Below are 17,437 nucleotides of genomic sequence, written 5' to 3' on the forward strand. Positions count from 1 at the left end.
ATATTATTGCCTTTATGATAAATGCTGACCCACAGACTAATATGTACGGCCAGCAGTTTATGAATATATAAATATCCGCACATTAGTGACCTTCAGCTGCTTTATATTGCTTAACGAAATAATTAAAGGTTTCCAGAAATTCAGGATTTTCAGCTAAATAAGTATTTGACCAATAAATACCAAGGGGCTTATCCATATTGGGATAAATCTTAAATAACTCTGGTGATAAATCCATTTTCTCCAAATAATTATTAATGGCCAGTTCATTAGCCAACATCGCATCACAACGCTTAGCCAAAAGAGCTTTGATTAAGGCCTCTGTATTTTTGAAACTACCAATGGCTTTATAATGATTAGCGCTCAGCCAATACTGCATATTGGAGCCGAATCTCACCAATATACATGCATTTTCTTTAAATGATTCATCAGCAGGATTGAGCGGGTTATTTCGCAACAGATACCAATTCCACTTTTGCGGGAAAATAGCTTCTGAAAATGTAGCATAGGCATCACGCTTACTGTTTTCTGAAGCAAGGAAAAAGCCTTGTGCTGCACCAGTTTTCACCATGAACTGTGCTCTTTCCCATGGATAGACATGAATCTCATAGGGCACGCCCATTTTTTCAAGTATGCTTTTAACCACTGTCACCGCAGTGCCTTCTAAAAGATGATCGTGGTATACCTGATAAGGTGGCCAGATTTGTGTAGTAAGTAATATCTTTTCTGCTGCATATAGCTTTGCACAAGTTATCAATGATAGTATGCAAATAAACACACTTGAGATACATTTTCTCATTAAATAGTCCAAATATTTATATTTACAACATCAACCGCTTGGATTCTTTATAACGATCCATTTATTTTTTGCGATTTAATATAATATTTAGCATAGTCTATCCTCATTGATATTATCCAGAGTACAGCTAAAAATAGAATGTAATTTTATATTACATAACATAAAAATATTAAACAAATTGCTTAATTATAAAAAGATGTCCAATACCACAGCACCATACATGCTTCCTGTGTGGTGCCATATCCAACAACTAACCTATACAATATTTTCGTCTGATTTGGTTACTTCAAACCTGGACCAAAATAACTCTGGCATTTCAGGTGTCATTTCGTATGAATGCTCACCAAAGAGAGGGATCATCCATTTATCAACATTAAACCTAAATGCCTTTTTCTCGTTTTCAAGCTTTCTAAATAACTGTTCCTAAATGTAGATCACCGGAGAATAAAAAAGAAAGGAACTCGGTAGCGTTTGTGCGATCTGATAAGTCGCCAAACCAACAAAACGAACAAAACAGTACCGAGTGCCATGATTCTAACATTACCTGACCGTGCAGAGCGACGCCGAATTATCAAAAAAATGCATAAGACAAAGGATAAAGACCATTATCGCCGTTTGAATGCCATATTACTTCTGGCTGACGGACAGACTGTCACAAAAGTTTCTCTGCTACTTGCTGCCGCCCGTTCATCAGTCAACCGATGGATTCACTGGTACACCGAATACGGACTCAAAGGGTTAGAAAGTCTCAGCCTTGGCAGGACGAGGGTATTACCTTTTGTTCAGATAGCCGCGATCTTGAAGACATTGATTGAAATAAACCCCCAGCACCTTGGCTACCAGCGCTCCCGCTGGAGTACAGAGTTGATGGCCATGGAAGTGAACCGAATTTTTGACCTGAAGGTCCACGCATCAACGATTCGTCGCTGGTTGCCAAAACTTGGGATCGTCTGGCGCAGAGCCGCGCCAACACTTCATATCAAAGACCCAGAGAAAGAAGCAAAACTGGCTCGTATCAAACAGGCTTTAGAACAATGTGCTATTGACCATCCGGTCTTTTACGAAGATGAAGTCGATATTCATCTGAACCCGAAAATCGGTGCAGACTGGATGCATCAGGGAAAAGGTCAGCAAAAGAAAGTGGCTACACCGGGGCAAAATGCCAAACATTATCTGGCTGGGGCGCTGCATGCGACAACAGGGAAAGTCACGTATGTTGCCAGCGCCAGTAAGAGTTCAGAGTTGTTTATTGCGATGCTGGAATGCTTGAAACGCCAATATCGTCGGGCAAAAACAATCACGTTGATTGTCGATAATTACATCATTCATAAAAGTAAAAAGACCCAGAGCTGGTTGAAGAAAAATCCAAAATTTATTCTTCTGTTTCAGCCTGTTTATTCTCCGTGGGTGAATAAAATAGAGAAGCTTTGGCACGCTTTGCATGAGACGGTGACCCGGAATCATCAGTGTAAAACGATGTGGCAATTATTGCAGCGGGTGCGTTACTTTCTGGATAACGTTTCACCATTCCCCGGTGGGGGGGCATGGTTCGATGAAAGTGGAGCGTAATTAGGAACAGTTATTTAGAGTAGGCGTTTTGCCTGAGCCAATAAAGCCACATATAATTGCCATATTTTCCTCAAAATGAATCATACTGATTGACAAAAGACCTATAGCCTACACTCAAATAAACCCCTACTCTATTGAAAAACTCTTAAAATTCAAACTGATAACAAGTTGTATGATGGTATGAATCATCCGGCTTGAGAATACAGCTTGGTTGCTGCCATTCAGGATGGTTAGGTGAATCGGGCAAGAACTGCGTTTCTAAAGCAATACCGGCATATTGCGAGTAGATATGGTCACCACGTCCCGGGGTGCCTGTCAGCCAATTACCGGTATACAGCTGAATCGCGGGCATCGTCGTGATGACATGCATCCGAATCCGCTCATCGGCACTGGTTAATGATGCCACAGGGCGTGACACATCACGTTCAGCCCGGAATAAATAGGCATGATCGTAACCCTGTGCGGTCATTTGCTGTTGATCCTGCATTAAATCGGAGCGTACAGGTTTAGTCCGGCGAAAATCAAACCCGGTGCCGGTCACTTCTTGCAGCCCCCCAAGCGGAATCCCGGTATCACTAATCGGCAAAAACGCATCGGCATCGAGCCAAAGCGAATGATCGAGACAAGAATGACCGAGGTCTGCACCGTGCAGGTTAAAATAAGCATGATTGGTCAGACTAACGGGTGTTGGTCGATCTGTCGTGGCATGATATTCAATCAATACCTGATCAGCCTCTGTCACGGTATACGTCACCGAGACCACTAAATCACCGGGAAACCCCATCTCACCATCCGGAGAAGTGGTAGAAAACCGGACTTGATTTTCTGTCTGTTCAACGACGTCCCAGCGACGATTATGGAACGCCTGTTTGCCACTATGCAGGCAATTGCCATTTTCATTGGCATCAAGCACATATTGCTTGCCATCAAGGGTAAAGCTGGCATTGGCAATCCGATTGGCATAAGGCCCGATTGTCATCCCCAGGTAGCTTGTCTGAGTCAGTAACGTCTGTTCAGAATCAACCCCCAGCAAGACTTCCCGCATGTCACCCTGACTGACTGGCAGCTGACAACTGAGCCAAGTGGCTCCCATCGGGGTTAGTTCAACCCGCATTCCCCGCGAGTTCTGCAAAACAATCGAGTCTTTCCATTGCGCTTGATTCTCTGCCGAGGCTTGTCCGGCAAATAGTTGTTGCATGATTATTCCCTCATGATTCGGAAATCAGGCCTGCCCCTTGTGTCGCTTGGCAGACATAGATAGATGCTTGCAGACCAGTCGCGGCGTGATACTGCCTCTCAACGGCTGTCCGGACTCTTTCCACGAATGTCGGCGGCACCAGTGCAACCACACATCCACCGAAACCACCGCCCGTCATCCGTACACCACCCTGTTCACCGATCTCCGTTTTTATCAAATCAACCAGTATATCGATTTCTGGTACTGTTATTTCAAAATCATCTCGCATCGAAATGTGGGACTGTGCCATCAGTTCGGCAACCGTGTAAATATCACCGACAGCAAGGGCTTGAGCCGCTTTGCAAGTCCGGTCATTTTCAGTAATCACATGCCGGGCTCTTCGGGCAACGATCTCATCCAGCTCACTGAACCGGGCGTTTAGCTGCTCCAACGTCACATCCCGCAACGCTTTGACGCCAAACTGACGTGCAGCGGCTTCGCACTGCTCACGACGGGTATTATATTCGCTGTCAACCAAACCTCGCTGTTTATTCGAATTGACGATCATGACAACCATCTCGGCAGGAATCGGCACCGCCTGAGTCGTTAAGTCCCGGCAATCAATCAACAATGCGTGATGTTCATGCCCTTCCGACGAGATGAGTTGGTCCATAATCCCACAGTTACAGCCGACAAACTCATTTTCTGCCTGTTGTGCATTCAACGCAATCTCTTGCTGGCTAATTTCAAGGTTCAGTAACACTTTAAATGTTTGTCCGATCACCACTTCCAGCGCAGCGGAAGAGCTTAACCCCGCACCTTGGGGGACATTGCCACTGACCGTCATATCCAGACCACAGAGCGAATAACCGCGCTCAATTAAGCCCTTTACAACACCACGGATATAATTCGCCCACATTTTATCGGGCTGGAATTCGATCGGGGCATTCAGATCAAATTCATCGACCGCATTCTGGTAATCACAAGCGACGACCCGAATACGGGAATCCTGACGTTTGGCGGCTGCCACCACGGTCTGATAGTTAATCGCACAGGGCAAAACAAACCCATCGTTGTAATCGGTATGTTCACCGATCAAATTGACACGACCGGGAGCCTGAATCAGGTGACTCGGTTGATATCCGAAAATTTCGGAGAATGATGTTGTTACAGTTTGAATTGGATTCGACATCTTGTTTCTCTTTATTGTTCTTTATAATGAATCTCACTGACATCGCGCAAATACTGTGCAGCCTGTTCGGCGGTCAGATCTCGCTGAGTTTCAGCCAGCATTTCATAACCCACCATGAACTTACGTATCGAAGCACTACGCAGTAGCGGTGGATAAAACAACGCGTGCAGCTGCCAGTGGTCAATATCCGTACCTTCCTCAAAAAACGGGGCATAATGCCATCCCATCGAATAAGGGAAGGAACACTGGAACAAATTGTCATATCGACAGGTTAGTTTTTTGATTGCCAGTGCCAGATCATCCCGCTGTTCATCCGTCAGTTCGTTCATGCGACGCACATGCATTTTCGGCAGCAAAAGCGTTTCATACGGCCATACAGCCCAGAAGGGCACGACCGCCAGCCAGTGTTGGGTTTCAACCACCGTTCGGGAGCCATCATTCAACTCGGTCTGAACATAATCGACCAGTAAATTGGAGCCATGTTGCTCAAAATACGCTTTCAGCTGTTGATCTTTACGCTCGATCTCATTCGGCAGAAAGCTGTTGGCCCAAATCTGACCATGGGGATGAGGTTGGGAACAGCCCATCAACTCACCTTTGTTTTCAAAGGCCTGTACCCAGACATATGATTGTCCCAGTGCTTCGATTTGTGTATTCCATGTATCAATCACCTGACGGATCTGTTGCGGCGTAAGCTCCGGTAACGTTTTGCTATGATCGGGAGAAAAGCATATTACCCGGCTTAATCCCTGCACGCCCTGAACTTTCAACAACGGATTGTCGCTTTCAGGTGCTGAAGGAGAATCGGGCATTAACGCTGCAAAGTCGTTTTCAAAGACATAAGTGCCCGCATAATCAGGATTCGCTTCTCCCGAGACCCGCGTGTTGCCCGGACACAAAAAGCAAGATTGATCATAAGAGGGTACATCGCTGTAACTGGGCGGTTCGTTGAGTCCGCTCCATGGACGCTTAGCCCGGTGTGGTGAAACCAATACCCATTGCCCGGTCAGCGGGTTATAACGTCGATGAGGATGAGCACTCGGGTCAAATAATTGATTTGTCATTGTCACTTACTCTTCATGCATAAATGCAAAACAGGAAACTAATTAACCATTTAGGTGAAGGCTGCCAGTGCCAAACGATTGGCTGATCTTTTGCAGCACTCGCTCGGCTTACCAGCCACCGGTCCCAAATAAAATGTGAGTCTAACAGCTCAACTATCTCTGTTTCTGTGATTAAAACCACACTGTGGAAACGTTTACACAACGACTTATCAGTCATGTGAGATTTGCCATTTTTCTCCGTGATCAAGCCGACTCAGGCAATAAAACTGAACTGTTTTTAATACTTTGCTTGTTAATACTTTTCTTGTTAATAGGAATGCGCTAGCATAAATCGATGCAGCCCAAACCGCTTCAGCACAGCATTGGCGCGAGCCACTGGTCAGGATATTATTCAGCACCCTGCTGTCCTTTTCTGCGTGATATAAACGCCATATCATGACTGAGTCCCTGCCCGTGAGGACTCGATACAGTGTCCTGATCTCATCTATCGTATGACTGTCATGAAACTCATGACCGCTTGAATTAAGGGAGCACAGGTGTTACACGAAATTCCGTTTTTGGGGCTTCTCTTTAGCCCGCTGGTGGTTTATATCCCGCTCGCGATTGGGATCACTTATTTCATCCGGATCGTGCTATTTCGCACGGGCATCTATGCAAAAATCTGGAAACCCGCATGGATGTTGGTCAGTCTTTTTGTCTGTATCTTATCTCTTTCTATCACACTCTATGGAGCGTAACGCGATGAAAAAATTTTCCACCATCATCATGGTTCTGATCGCAGTCTGCTCCGGTTACTGGCTCTGGCATCATTATATGCTGACGCCATGGACCAGAGATGCCAGAGTCAACGCCCATATTATTACCATCTCACCGGATGTTTCCGGTTTTGTCACACACGTTGCAGTCAGTGATAACCAGACCGTCCGTCAGGGGCAAGCGCTGTTCCGGATCGATCCGCAACGTTACGAGATCGCGGTCTCTCAGGCCAACGCGACATTGAAAAATCGTCTTGCGGCTTGGGAGTTATCCAAGCACAAATATGAACGGCGTAAAAATCTACCGAGTCAGGATTCGATCAGTAATGAAGATTTGGAAACCGCCCGAATCAACATGGATATCGCCAAAGCAAATTACCAACTGGCTCAGGCCCAGTTAGATGAAGCGAAGCTCAATCTTGCAAGAACCAAGATAACTGCACCAGTTGACGGCACGGTGATTAATTTGAGCCTACGCTCCGGCAATTATGTTCGTCAGGGCACTTCAGTGCTGGCGTTGGTCGAAAAGCATTCGTTTTACATCACCGGTTATTTTGAAGAAACGAAAATAGCCAAAATTCAGCTCGGTCAGCCTGCCTCGATCCAATTGATGAACGGACAGCCGCCGCTGACCGGTAAAGTGCTGAGCATCGGTCGCGCGATTGCCAACAGCAACACCAATACCAACAGTCAGTTGCTGCCGCAAATCCAACAAACCTTTAACTGGGTCAGGCTCGCCCAACGGATTCCGGTCAATATCCGGCTCGATGATCAGGTCGATCAACAACAACTCAGTGCCGGTATGACCGCCTCAATCAACATACAGGAACCAGCCGAGTGAGTGCATCTGTCCTCGCTAAAGCTATTTTTTTCCCGCAGCGTTCGGCAGTGATTTTCGCCACCAAAGGGATTATCGCGATGGCGCTTTCATTGTATGTGGCGATGTACTGTCAGTTAGACCGCCCTTATTGGGCGCTGGTCTCAGCAGTGTTTTTGCAAATCAGGCCCGAAAGCGGGCTAGTGATTGAAAAAGGGATCAGCCAAATCAGCGGCACTTTGGTCGGGGGCTGCATCGGCATTTTGATTCTGAATTGGTTGATGCCATTCCCGGAACTGGCATTACCGGCTCTGGGACTCTGGCTGGGCACGATGGCGTATTTATCTGCTATGGTGCGTAATCCCAATGCCATCTATGCCTACACCATGGCTGGGGTCACCCCGATCCTCATCGTCGTGTTGACCATGACTCAATCGACAGCAGTAATCTCAAGCCATACCGTATTTGATGTCGCTCAGGCTCGTATGAGTGAGCTGATCGTCGGTTCAGTCTGCGCCACGCTGATCAGCCTGTTTTTTTGGCCGACCCATATCAAAGACAGTCTGCACGACCTATCCCGTGTGGTGGTCGATCAAACATTACATTATCTGGTTCATGAGCTGGATGAAAACAAAACGCATCAGGAACGACATCGGGCGCTTGACGCAATTTTAGAAACATTGGCACAACTCAACGAGAGTACCAGCGCTGTTCAGTATGAAGGCCCGCAAGGCCCTAGTATATACAGGGCTATCTCTCTGCTGAATAACAAAATTATGTCGTTACTGGCAGTCATTCAGATCTTTGGTCGGGTCAAACGCTATCACCCCGAGCTGGACAGTCCGTTTCTCAATAGCGTCATCCAGCATATCCGCCAGTCCATCTGCCAAATGAAAGCTGAAACCGACCGACAAGTCTGCTATCAAATTGCGAAAAACCTGCGCCAAAAACTGCTGGACCTCAAACAGTCAACGGAACAACTCAGCCCGATAGAATTACGCTTGATCAAAGTTGCCATGGAGATGGCCGCGGATCTGGTCGTAGTCTTAACTACCTATCAGGCGATTTTCTACCGTGAAGGCACGCAACTTCATGCCCCGAAATTTCGCCCCCACCGTGATCCGTGGATCGGAATTTCCGTTGCGCTGAGAACGGTGAGTGTTTTCGCCATATCTTCCACGCTCTGGATTTTTACTGGCTCATCAGCGGTGGTCATGATGATGATTCTGCCGGTGATCTTTTCGATGATGATGGCTCGTTTACCGCTCAATATCGTGACCATCGTTCTGAAACGACTGACGATCAGCGCCATCGTGGCAGTTTGTGTCGCCATTTTTTATGCGCTCAATGTTCTTGCCCAAAGTTCAGCCGATTATATTTTGCTATTCATCGTGCTGGCCGGCCCTTATTTTCTCGGTCTGCTGGCACTGGCAAACCGTCCGACCCTGCCCTACGGACTCGGCTTTTGCATTCCTTTCACCATTTTGACCCGCCCCGGGCCGGATATGAGCCTGTCGTTTTCTATCGACTTCGCGCTCAGTAGTGGGCTGGGTATTATCTGCGGCAGTTACCTGTTGTATTGGTTATTCCAAATTATCACCGGCCCGAGTCTGAGACTGATTCAAAAAGGCGTCTTAAAAACGACAGTGAACGATTTGAAGTCTCTTTCATGCCATCGGGAAAATGAAGAAACCCGCTTTAACGCCCGGATGACAGATCGATTACTCCGCTCGATTACCGGAGAACCGACACCTGAACGACAGAGAATGACGGATATTGTTCTGACAGGACTCAATCTCGGCCACATTATTTTGCGGTTCAGCCGGATGTTAAACACGCTCGGACTGAATCAACAATCCTCATCGTACCAACATTGGCAGACAGTTTTGGCCGAAGCTTATGGGCTGGCCGCCCAAGGCAGGTATAGTGAGCCATTTCAAATGGCTTCCGAACAATTATTGGCCGATCTGCAAACCGCAGGGGTCAGCGAAGTACAACTACGGATGATTGAGGGGATGATCCAACGGATCGGCTTAACGTTCGAGAGGACAGCAAAGAGTATCAATGAGTGAACACTCAGCTACATCGTTGACGGTATTCAGATCGCATTCTGCTCTTTCTTCATTTGTAACAAGGATTTCCAATTTTGAATATCTGGTGGCAACTCCGGCGTATGATGCAATTCGAAGTCAGCCACCCGGAGTAACTCAGCCATCGCCACTTTGTGCCCTTTACAGACAAACAAGGCGCGGATATTCGCAATCGCATGTAATCCGACTTGACTGATAAATCGTTGTTCCAGATAAAAATATTTTTCATCCCAACCTAAAATCCGGCTCTCGATAGAGAATTTTTGCAACGGTTTAATCGCACGTATAAACGTGAATTCAGAAGCATTGACGACTGGTAACCAACTTCGCTTCAGAAATGGTTTCAACAATCCCATTTCAGCGAGCAGATAGGTTCGGCCTAAATCCATCAATGCCGGATAACGTGCATTGGTCAGATGCAAATTGATATCACAATCCGTCGGCCAGGCACGAAATTCTAACCGGGATTTATCCAACAAACCAAGACGTCGGCAAAAACGCATTCGCCAAATCAACAGCCATATAAAACGGAAGTAAAGGTTCATGCCCTTCCCCTTATTCTCTGGATTGAATCCATTCATTCGATAAAAACCAGCGTAATCCAAAACTGGTCATACCACAATAAATATACGTGTTACAACATGATTGCATCCCGCTTCACTTTGACCCGATCTGCTTTGAGGTCATGGTCTGTGACGTAAAAAGTGCAACCCAAAGGTTGCACTTTACAGAGTCAAAACTCATATTTGTCGCGATAAACCGGTCTTTATAGATTAACGCTAATCGTTTTGGTTGTGACGTTCCCATCATTATCTGTAATCGTCAGTAGCACATCATACTGACCACGTTTGGGAAACGTGTGGATCAGCGACAAACCATGCTTCTCTTCACCACTGGGAAGGGTCCATTTGGTATCAACAATATGTCCGTCTTCATCCCAACTTGTCGACCACATCACCACCGTGCGGATGAAATTAAAATGCCAGACGCGTGCAATCGGTGCCTGACTCGGTTCAAGCACAACGACCCATTTACTGACACTATCCGTTGCACCCTGATCATCGGTAACCGTGAGGGAAACTTGATAAGTACCTTGCTTCTGATATGTCCATGTCGGTGCAGCAGCAGTACTCGTCTGACCGTCACCGAAGTCCCAGAGATAGCTGACAATACGGCCATCGGTATCTTGACTACGATTGACGGTTGAGACTGTCAGTTCATTCACGGTGAAATCAAAATCCGCTTGGGGCGTGGCATTGGGTGTCGATGCTTTGGCGATCTTAATCAAACCATATTGATTATTCTCTCCATGCTCTAACACATCAATTTGTAACCCCAGTTCAGTCAATAACCGTCCTGCATCAGGTTGACCGGGATTGCTATAATCCTGATCATCGGCAAAATTCGCATTGGCAACCAGACTACTGTCTTCCAATACATCCCCATCATTGTTGACTAAACGCAACGGTGCCTGATCTTGCAATGAGAATGCTGCATCACGGACTTGAAAACGCGTTTGTGCCGCTTGAGCAGTGTTCGCCCACACCAGTGTATTTTGGTCGGCATCAACCACACCGAGCCAGCCTTGACCGGGGTGATTACCAACCCAGTTATCGGTTAATGATTCATCAACATACCAAACCAGCAGACCCGGTTCGAATGACATCAAACCGTTGAAACGCCGTAAGTGACCTAAACCGACATCGACACCATCATGGCTGCGCCACTGGAGCAGATAATAATGGTCGGCAGTGTGGAAACCATTATTGAGACGGAATCCATCAAAAGTGAACGTCGGTGTGCTTTCCGCATCATCAATGAGTGTCGTCACCCCATCCGCTTCAAGCTGCAAATTATCCAGATAGAGGCCAGCCATTGTCAGACCACCGTCGGTGATGTATTCAAATCCTAAGTCAATGTCCTGACCGGCCCACTTCGACAGATCAAATTCAGCATCGACCCACCCATCTGATTCACCTGAGATCGCCGGTACCAACCCGGTGTTTTGCGGATCGTCCATCGTCGTGATATTCCCGGCAATCGACTCACCATTGACCGTGACTCGCGCAAAATCATAATCCTTCTCGATTTGATACCAAGCTTTAAATTTCAACGTCACACTGGATGCATCCGGTACCGTTAAAGTGCGATGCATTTTATTCTTCAGACTATCTCCTTTATCAGAATAAAAATCATAACTGCCTTCATACGGCGGCAGATCTTCAACTTGTTTCTGAGGTAAAGGAATTTTGACCAGATTTTGTTGCTCAGTGTCGGTTGTCTGGCGCAGCTTAATCACTTGGGCATGTTGCGCCAGCTCATCGAGCGTTACTTCGGTTGCGTCGACCCACTTGCCGCCGACCGCATCTTGCAAGAACTGTTTCGACCAAGCTGAAAATGCGGTCGGTTCTGTCCCCGGAACCTTCCCTGCCCAACTGCCTGAAGACATAATTGACCAGTAAGAAACCGGCTCACCTTTACCGGTATACTGAGTGTCATATTCATCAGGCAGTCCCAAATCGTGCCCATATTCATGCGCACAAACCCCTGCGGCCGCATCAATCGGCTGCATGGTATAATCATAGGCTGCATACTGGCCGTTGAACCGACCCGGTACATTACTCTGCGTACCTTTCAGGACATAGAATTGCCCCAGATTATGGCGGTGCGACCATATAGCATCATCACCCAGCACCCCACCGCCAGCTTCTTCACCAACCGATGAGTGGAAAACCATCAGGTGATCGATCACACCATCAGGTTCACGGTAATCGCCATCATTGTCGTAGTCATAGCGGTCTTCAATATCATAATCAGCAAGATTGATATCGGGATCTTTGGCAAGCTGATCGAGCGCTTCGCGGACCAGTTGTTGCGGGTTGATATCATTGCCGCCTGGTTCGGTATGACCACCGTAATAAGCGGCTTCATGTTGAGCGTGATACCAGCCCATAACTTTACCGGAAACGCCGTAACTATCACCGGATTCCTGATGATAGTATTGACGCATTGAAATCAGATTCTGCCCGCTGGGACCGTCATAGCCGGTATCAGAGAATAATAACGACTGATAATGTTCGGGCGTATAATTGGCATAGAACATATCTGTCAGTTCCGGTGTCAGCCGGTTGTCATCCCACGGCAGATCAGGGAAATCAATTAACAGTGCGAGAATTTTATCATTCCGTTTCTGGCTGACATCCAGCGCGAAGACATTGTGTTGTTGGCTCCCTTTCCCTGCTTTCATGGCTTTCAGCACTTTTGCCCGGTTGAGCAGTGCTTTCTTACCGAGCTGATCATCGCCGCTAAAGCCATGATCGATTTTTTTCGCCAAATAGGCTTTGAGCGCACGATGCTTAGCCTCTTCAGATGCGTCACGATCAACGACGCCCTTGCGAATCAGCATTTCAATCAGTTTTTCTTCATTCACAACCCCCATATCGACCGGGGCATGTGCATGAGCATAACTGCTGATACCAATACAGCTCATCACTGCTGTTGCAAGCAAGGTTTTCCTCATTTTTATCATTGGATAATCCTTTTTATTTTTTATGTTACAAATAGCCAACTATTCCTGAATTTTGATGAAGGATAAAAATCAAAATGAACAGGTTTGTTGCGAGTGAGATTATTGTTTAGGTGGTGCGATACACGACTGAGAAGACGGTGTTTCTGACGCTTCTGATGATTTATCCGGATATTTTTTTGCTTTCTTGTTCAGATAAATACGAAGTGCTTCTTGCTGTTCTTCGTAGGTTAAACCTTGACAGATAACACCACGTTGAATCAGTGACTGAAGTAATTTTTCATCCTGAGGCGGAGAGCCGGAATAAACCTGAGCTGAGAAGCCCAACGTCAATAAAAACGCGATCCTTGCTTTCATATTGAGTCTGTTTTCCTGTAATTGATTTTTACAAAATAGATTTATATTTACATTATTTCAACAAATAATTTTTAATTTCAATCATTCAGATAGTGCTTTGAAAATATAATGAACAGTAATCATAGGATAACCGCTATTAATTGATAAAAAAGCAGATATGGCGCAGCCCAGAGAATACTTACTTATCATTTACGAATAGCATCAGCCAGTTAAACATCTCTATTATTGATATTTGTCTTTATGATAATAATAATAAAATAATTTATATTGAGACGTATTGGAGTGAATATCACAAACAATCCAATCAGCATATCTGGTTACATTGTTCATGAAACACAAAATTACATTGATTGACCTCGCATTCGTCTTGATTGTCTCACCATCAAAAATGGTAAAATTAAATACATGGCAGTGGTCATATTTTTTCCATTTCATCTTCATCAAATATTTACTCGCCATGTTATTTGATCAATTATCTATCTTTTCATGATTCAACCAAACGAATCATTGATATCTTTACAACGATTACGTTTTTTTATTCTTTATTTCTTCTATTGTTTAATTGTGCTTCGCGTCGCAAATATCATAAAAAATCAGCCAAATAATAAACGTAACCAATTGAATTTAAATATTTTTTATATTTGATAAAATACTTTTTTTGCAATATTTGTCACATTAATAAAATATCATAAATCCATTATTAATTTAGACAAATTGATTATATTCCACGACCCAACACAATGATATTGGTAAACCTGTACCCTGGAGAATAAATAAAATGACTACGACGACTACCAATAAATTGTCGGTCAAAGAGAAAGTCGCGTATGGCTTAGGCGATACCGGCTGTAACTTTGTCTGGCAGACCGTCATGCTTTTTTTAGCTTACTTTTATACGGACATTTATGGGCTCTCTCCCGCACACATGGGAACCATGTTTTTACTTGTCCGTTTTATTGATGCCGTGACAGACCCGATCATGGGTTCAATTGTCGATAGAACACGTTCAAAACATGGTCGCTACCGACCTTACCTGCTGTGGATCGCGATCCCTTTCGGGGTTGCATGTATGCTTGCTTTTTTCACGCCGAATTTTGGCACAACCGGAAAACTTATCTACGCCTATGCGTCTTATATTTTCTTAACGCTCATGTATACCGCCATCAATGTCCCTTACTGTGCGATGGCCAATGCACTCACCAATGATTCAAGTGAGCGGACGTCACTCCAATCCTATCGTTTTGCACTCAGTACCGCCGGAGGACTCATTGTCGCCATGGTTGCACTCCCGCTGGTGGATGTTATTGGTCAGGGAAATACACAAAAAGGCTATTTGGGCGCAATGGCGGTGATGGGGCTTGGTGCTATTGCATTATTCTTTTTCAGTTTTGCGAATACCAAAGAGCGTTATGTCCCAACAGAAGAGAGGCAATCTGCGCTGCAAGACTTAAAGCGACTCATGAAAAATAGTCAGTGGCGAATATTATTCACCGTAAATGTCGTGCTTCTCACGGGCGTGGTTTTTAAAGGGGCATCCACAATGTACTACGTCAAAGTCGTGATGGGCCGGGCAGACCTTGCGACTATCTTTATGGTTGCCGGGATGCTGGCGAATATTGTCGGCGCGATGTTATCTTCACCTTTATTCGGCAAATATAACAAACCAACCATGTACCGGATTCTGACGGTGATCTCCGGGATTCTCGCAGCCTTGCTCTATCTGGTCGATCCCATGAACGTCCCTGCGGTCTTTGCATTGGTCGTGCTGCTGGGCGTGGTGCAAATGAGTACTACCCCGATTCTATGGAGTATGATGTCCGATGTGGTTGACTACGAAAAAACCCGCAGTAACCGTTCACTGAGCGGCATGGTATTTTCAACCAATCTGTTTGCCATCAAACTGGGGATAGCCATTGGTGGTGCTGGTGTCGGTTGGATCTTGGCATGGGCTGGATATGAGGGTGGCGCAGCGGTGCAAACACCACAAGCAATCAATGCGATCAACTTACTGTTTACCGTGATCCCCGGATTGTTTTTTGCCTCATTAGCGATATTTATGCTGTTCTATAAACTTGATAACCACAAACTGGCTCAAATCAAATCTGACTTGACTGAGCTTGAACTGTCTGACCCCCTGTCGGCAGAGCCAGTTCAGACCCAGAAAGATCGCGAGGCGTTAATATAAAAAGTACTGATTTGACTGAAGATGTTCGGGTTAAATCGGGAGGACGTTTGGTGAGACAGGCTGGTATCAACTGTTGGTTGCTTCATGCAACCAACAGCGTTTAACTTCTCACCCCTACCTCAGAATTGATAATTCCTTCATTTTTCAGTCAACAATGCGGACTAAATCCTTCCATCATACTTCATCCGTTTGATAGGCAGCCCCCTGAGCACATAGCCAGCGGAAAATCGCGAGTTGCGTGGGTAAGTAAAAGAGGTATTCGGGATGCCACTGCACACCGAGTATGGGGGCATGATCGGTGCTTTCCACCGCCTGAGTAAACTGGTCTAAATCCGTACCAACCACTTGTAAATCCTGCCCCACATTTTTGACGGCCTGATGATGCAAACTATTCACGCGTAAATGTGTCTTTCTACAGACTGCGGCCAGTTTTGAGTTCGCACTGAGCTTGACCTGTTTGGTCGGGAGTAATCCTGAACGGTTATACGTCTGTTGGCGCAGCTCGCGAATATCGGCATATAAAGAGCCGCCTTTGACCACATTAATCAATTGTAATCCGCGGCATATGCCAAGCAGCGGTTTACGATGTTCAAGTGCCCATTCGATCCAATCAATTTCCAGTTGATCGCGTTCGGGGTCGAGCCTCACCTGTTGATTGACATCGCCACCATAATGTTCGGGGCTGATGTCGTCACCGCCCCCAATAATCAAAGCATCCAACGATTCACCCGACCATGAATGGCGGACACTTAAGCGGATTGCCCGCGCGCCGACCAGCCATAATGCAATCCGTGTACACCACCACGAAGGTGACCAGCGCTTGCCGTTGCCCGTTACGCCCACCCTCGGTCGTTGAGCCATTGTGAAATCTCCTTTACCCAAACTTTGCGATCAACACCAATCAATGGACGTTCTAATTTCAGAAAACGCATTGTCAGCGTCTTGATAGCCTGCGGATCTGCCGCGAGCTTTTCGACAACACACCATAAATCCCAACTCTTGGTCAGATCCCAGTTGGCATCTTCAATACGACAATCAGGCAGGCGATAGTGAAATGTGGGGCGCGCTTTGATTTTCGGATCATCGACGACCTGACGAACACGGTCAGCATCGATTTCGGCCAGTAATGGTAATAAGTCCAGAGCACGATTACGCGTGGCATTATGTTTGAGATAACAATCAAACAGATGATCTAAATCCGCCGAAGTATCGTTGAGCAGCGCTTTCACATAAGCATCAGGATAGAGTGCAATATAGGGACTGAGCCGACGGGTTGGATCGACGTCATGCGCCTCGACTAGCCACCACTGGAGTAAAGCAAACGCTTTGAGATAGTTGTTGATCGTTGTGGCAGTCAAATCTGGTAGTTCAGGATTGATATGTACACCAAAAGCGGCAATCACGGAGTCTTCTGTCCCTTTTGCACCTGCTTTACGTAGGGCCGGAATCAGTTGATTGAGGGGTTCAAGTTGGTCCAGAGGGATCGGGGGGCTGACAATTTCAAGTGGTACAATCGGCAAAGCGGCCTGATGTAATAGATCGACCAGTTGATGACCATCGTCTTCCTGCCAGGCCGTTTTGGCTTTACGTTTGAGAAAATCCCAGTCTAATTCGATATTGAACGTCCCTAAATCGTCGGTACGCACACCAAACTCAACCGCAGACTGCTGCTCGACTTTACCGCCCAAGATCGAACACAAGGGTTCAATCGCTTGCTCAAGCGTCAAACCGGTAAATTCCAATTCAAATCCTACCTTTCTGATATCACCATTTTGGGTAGCAGTGATAGGTGGCATCTTAAATGACATTGATAAATCACCATTTTTGTAGGTTATCTTATCAGTCTAGCATATTAACCTCTGGCTTTTACAAGATGACTAGAAGTCTAACGGGTGGTTCTGACATATGC

Annotated in this window: 13 protein-coding genes and 1 pseudogene; 5 read left to right on the forward strand and 9 right to left on the reverse strand. The window is 46.0% G+C overall.

The window, feature by feature from the left end; genetic code table 11:
* Positions 1-82 precede the first annotated feature (82 nt).
* On the reverse strand, positions 83-796 hold the full coding sequence (locus AC55NX_RS16315; protein ID WP_496996691.1) for a substrate-binding periplasmic protein: 714 nt from the start codon (positions 794-796) through the stop codon (positions 83-85).
* Between the two features lie 528 nt (positions 797-1,324).
* Between AC55NX_RS16315 and AC55NX_RS16320 the strand changes: the two are divergent.
* Positions 1,325-2,369 (forward strand): annotated as a pseudogene (locus tag AC55NX_RS16320) (IS630 family transposase).
* Between the two features lie 141 nt (positions 2,370-2,510).
* Here the strand turns inward: AC55NX_RS16320 and galM are convergent.
* The 3 genes from galM to AC55NX_RS16335 are packed head-to-tail and all read right to left on the reverse strand — an operon-like array spanning position 2,511 to position 5,798.
* Positions 2,511-3,563, reverse strand: coding sequence for a galactose-1-epimerase (galM, locus tag AC55NX_RS16325; protein WP_496996692.1), 1,053 nt, complete (start codon positions 3,561-3,563; stop codon positions 2,511-2,513).
* Positions 3,564-3,573: 10 nt separating this feature from the next.
* Positions 3,574-4,734, reverse strand: a complete 1,161-nt coding sequence (gene galK, locus AC55NX_RS16330; RefSeq protein ID WP_496996693.1) for a galactokinase — start codon at positions 4,732-4,734, stop codon at positions 3,574-3,576.
* An 11-nt stretch (positions 4,735-4,745) separates the two neighbouring features.
* On the reverse strand, positions 4,746-5,798 hold the full coding sequence (locus tag AC55NX_RS16335) for a UDP-glucose--hexose-1-phosphate uridylyltransferase (protein ID WP_496996694.1): 1,053 nt from the start codon (positions 5,796-5,798) through the stop codon (positions 4,746-4,748).
* Between the two features lie 536 nt (positions 5,799-6,334).
* On the opposite strand from AC55NX_RS16335, the gene AC55NX_RS16340 reads away from it, so the two are divergent.
* From AC55NX_RS16340 to AC55NX_RS16350, 3 genes are read left to right on the forward strand one after another with little or no spacing between them, the layout of a single operon-like run.
* On the forward strand, positions 6,335-6,535 hold the full coding sequence (locus tag AC55NX_RS16340) for a DUF1656 domain-containing protein (protein WP_496996695.1): 201 nt from the start codon (positions 6,335-6,337) through the stop codon (positions 6,533-6,535).
* 4 nt (positions 6,536-6,539) lie between these two features.
* Complete coding sequence (locus AC55NX_RS16345) at positions 6,540-7,394, forward strand: efflux RND transporter periplasmic adaptor subunit (protein ID WP_496996696.1); 855 nt, start codon at positions 6,540-6,542, stop codon at positions 7,392-7,394.
* Positions 7,391-9,442, forward strand: a complete 2,052-nt coding sequence (locus tag AC55NX_RS16350; RefSeq protein WP_496996697.1) for an FUSC family protein — start codon at positions 7,391-7,393, stop codon at positions 9,440-9,442. Before AC55NX_RS16345 ends, AC55NX_RS16350 begins: the two co-directional genes overlap by 4 nt.
* A 26-nt stretch (positions 9,443-9,468) precedes the next feature.
* Here AC55NX_RS16350 and AC55NX_RS16355 read toward each other — a convergent pair whose 3' ends face one another.
* The 3 genes from AC55NX_RS16355 to AC55NX_RS16365 all read right to left on the reverse strand — a co-directional run bounded on the left by AC55NX_RS16355 (position 9,469) and on the right by AC55NX_RS16365 (position 13,343).
* On the reverse strand, positions 9,469-10,005 hold the full coding sequence (locus AC55NX_RS16355; protein WP_496996698.1) for a thioesterase family protein: 537 nt from the start codon (positions 10,003-10,005) through the stop codon (positions 9,469-9,471).
* 221 nt (positions 10,006-10,226) lie between these two features.
* A complete protein-coding gene (locus AC55NX_RS16360) occupies positions 10,227-12,989 on the reverse strand; it encodes an immune inhibitor A domain-containing protein (protein WP_496996699.1) in 2,763 nt (920 codons plus the stop codon).
* 99 nt (positions 12,990-13,088) lie between these two features.
* Positions 13,089-13,343, reverse strand: coding sequence for a hypothetical protein (locus AC55NX_RS16365; RefSeq protein WP_496996700.1), 255 nt, complete (start codon positions 13,341-13,343; stop codon positions 13,089-13,091).
* A 778-nt stretch (positions 13,344-14,121) separates the two neighbouring features.
* Here AC55NX_RS16365 and AC55NX_RS16370 point away from each other — a divergent pair.
* Positions 14,122-15,528 (forward strand): glycoside-pentoside-hexuronide (GPH):cation symporter, encoded by a 1,407-nt coding sequence (locus AC55NX_RS16370; protein ID WP_496996701.1) that lies wholly within the window; start codon positions 14,122-14,124, stop codon positions 15,526-15,528.
* Between the two features lie 174 nt (positions 15,529-15,702).
* Here the strand turns inward: AC55NX_RS16370 and AC55NX_RS16375 are convergent, their stop codons facing one another.
* Complete coding sequence (locus AC55NX_RS16375; RefSeq protein WP_496996702.1) at positions 15,703-16,389, reverse strand: gamma-glutamyl-gamma-aminobutyrate hydrolase family protein; 687 nt, start codon at positions 16,387-16,389, stop codon at positions 15,703-15,705.
* Positions 16,362-17,336: an amidoligase family protein gene (locus AC55NX_RS16380; protein ID WP_496996703.1), complete on the reverse strand. Its 975-nt coding sequence runs from the start codon at positions 17,334-17,336 to the stop codon at positions 16,362-16,364. Before AC55NX_RS16380 ends, AC55NX_RS16375 begins: the two co-directional genes overlap by 28 nt.
* Positions 17,337-17,437: the final 101 nt, after the last annotated feature.

This window comes from Vibrio rubrogenes, from assembly GCF_059641415.1.

What these genes read in the sequence shown, in the direction of transcription:
- AC55NX_RS16360 (WP_496996699.1), bottom strand. Translation starts at nt 12,989, where the DNA reads ATGATAAAAATGAGGAAAACCTTGCTTGCAACAGCAGTGATGAGCTGT.
- AC55NX_RS16315 (WP_496996691.1), bottom strand. Translation starts at nt 796, where the DNA reads ATGAGAAAATGTATCTCAAGTGTGTTTATTTGCATACTATCATTGATA.
- AC55NX_RS16355 (WP_496996698.1), bottom strand. Translation starts at nt 10,005, where the DNA reads ATGAACCTTTACTTCCGTTTTATATGGCTGTTGATTTGGCGAATGCGT.
- AC55NX_RS16375 (WP_496996702.1), bottom strand. Translation starts at nt 16,389, where the DNA reads ATGGCTCAACGACCGAGGGTGGGCGTAACGGGCAACGGCAAGCGCTGG.
- AC55NX_RS16335 (WP_496996694.1), bottom strand. Translation starts at nt 5,798, where the DNA reads ATGACAAATCAATTATTTGACCCGAGTGCTCATCCTCATCGACGTTAT.
- AC55NX_RS16380 (WP_496996703.1), bottom strand. Translation starts at nt 17,336, where the DNA reads ATGTCATTTAAGATGCCACCTATCACTGCTACCCAAAATGGTGATATC.
- galK (WP_496996693.1), bottom strand. Translation starts at nt 4,734, where the DNA reads ATGTCGAATCCAATTCAAACTGTAACAACATCATTCTCCGAAATTTTC.
- AC55NX_RS16365 (WP_496996700.1), bottom strand. Translation starts at nt 13,343, where the DNA reads ATGAAAGCAAGGATCGCGTTTTTATTGACGTTGGGCTTCTCAGCTCAG.
- AC55NX_RS16370 (WP_496996701.1), top strand. Translation starts at nt 14,122, where the DNA reads ATGACTACGACGACTACCAATAAATTGTCGGTCAAAGAGAAAGTCGCG.
- AC55NX_RS16345 (WP_496996696.1), top strand. Translation starts at nt 6,540, where the DNA reads ATGAAAAAATTTTCCACCATCATCATGGTTCTGATCGCAGTCTGCTCC.
- galM (WP_496996692.1), bottom strand. Translation starts at nt 3,563, where the DNA reads ATGCAACAACTATTTGCCGGACAAGCCTCGGCAGAGAATCAAGCGCAA.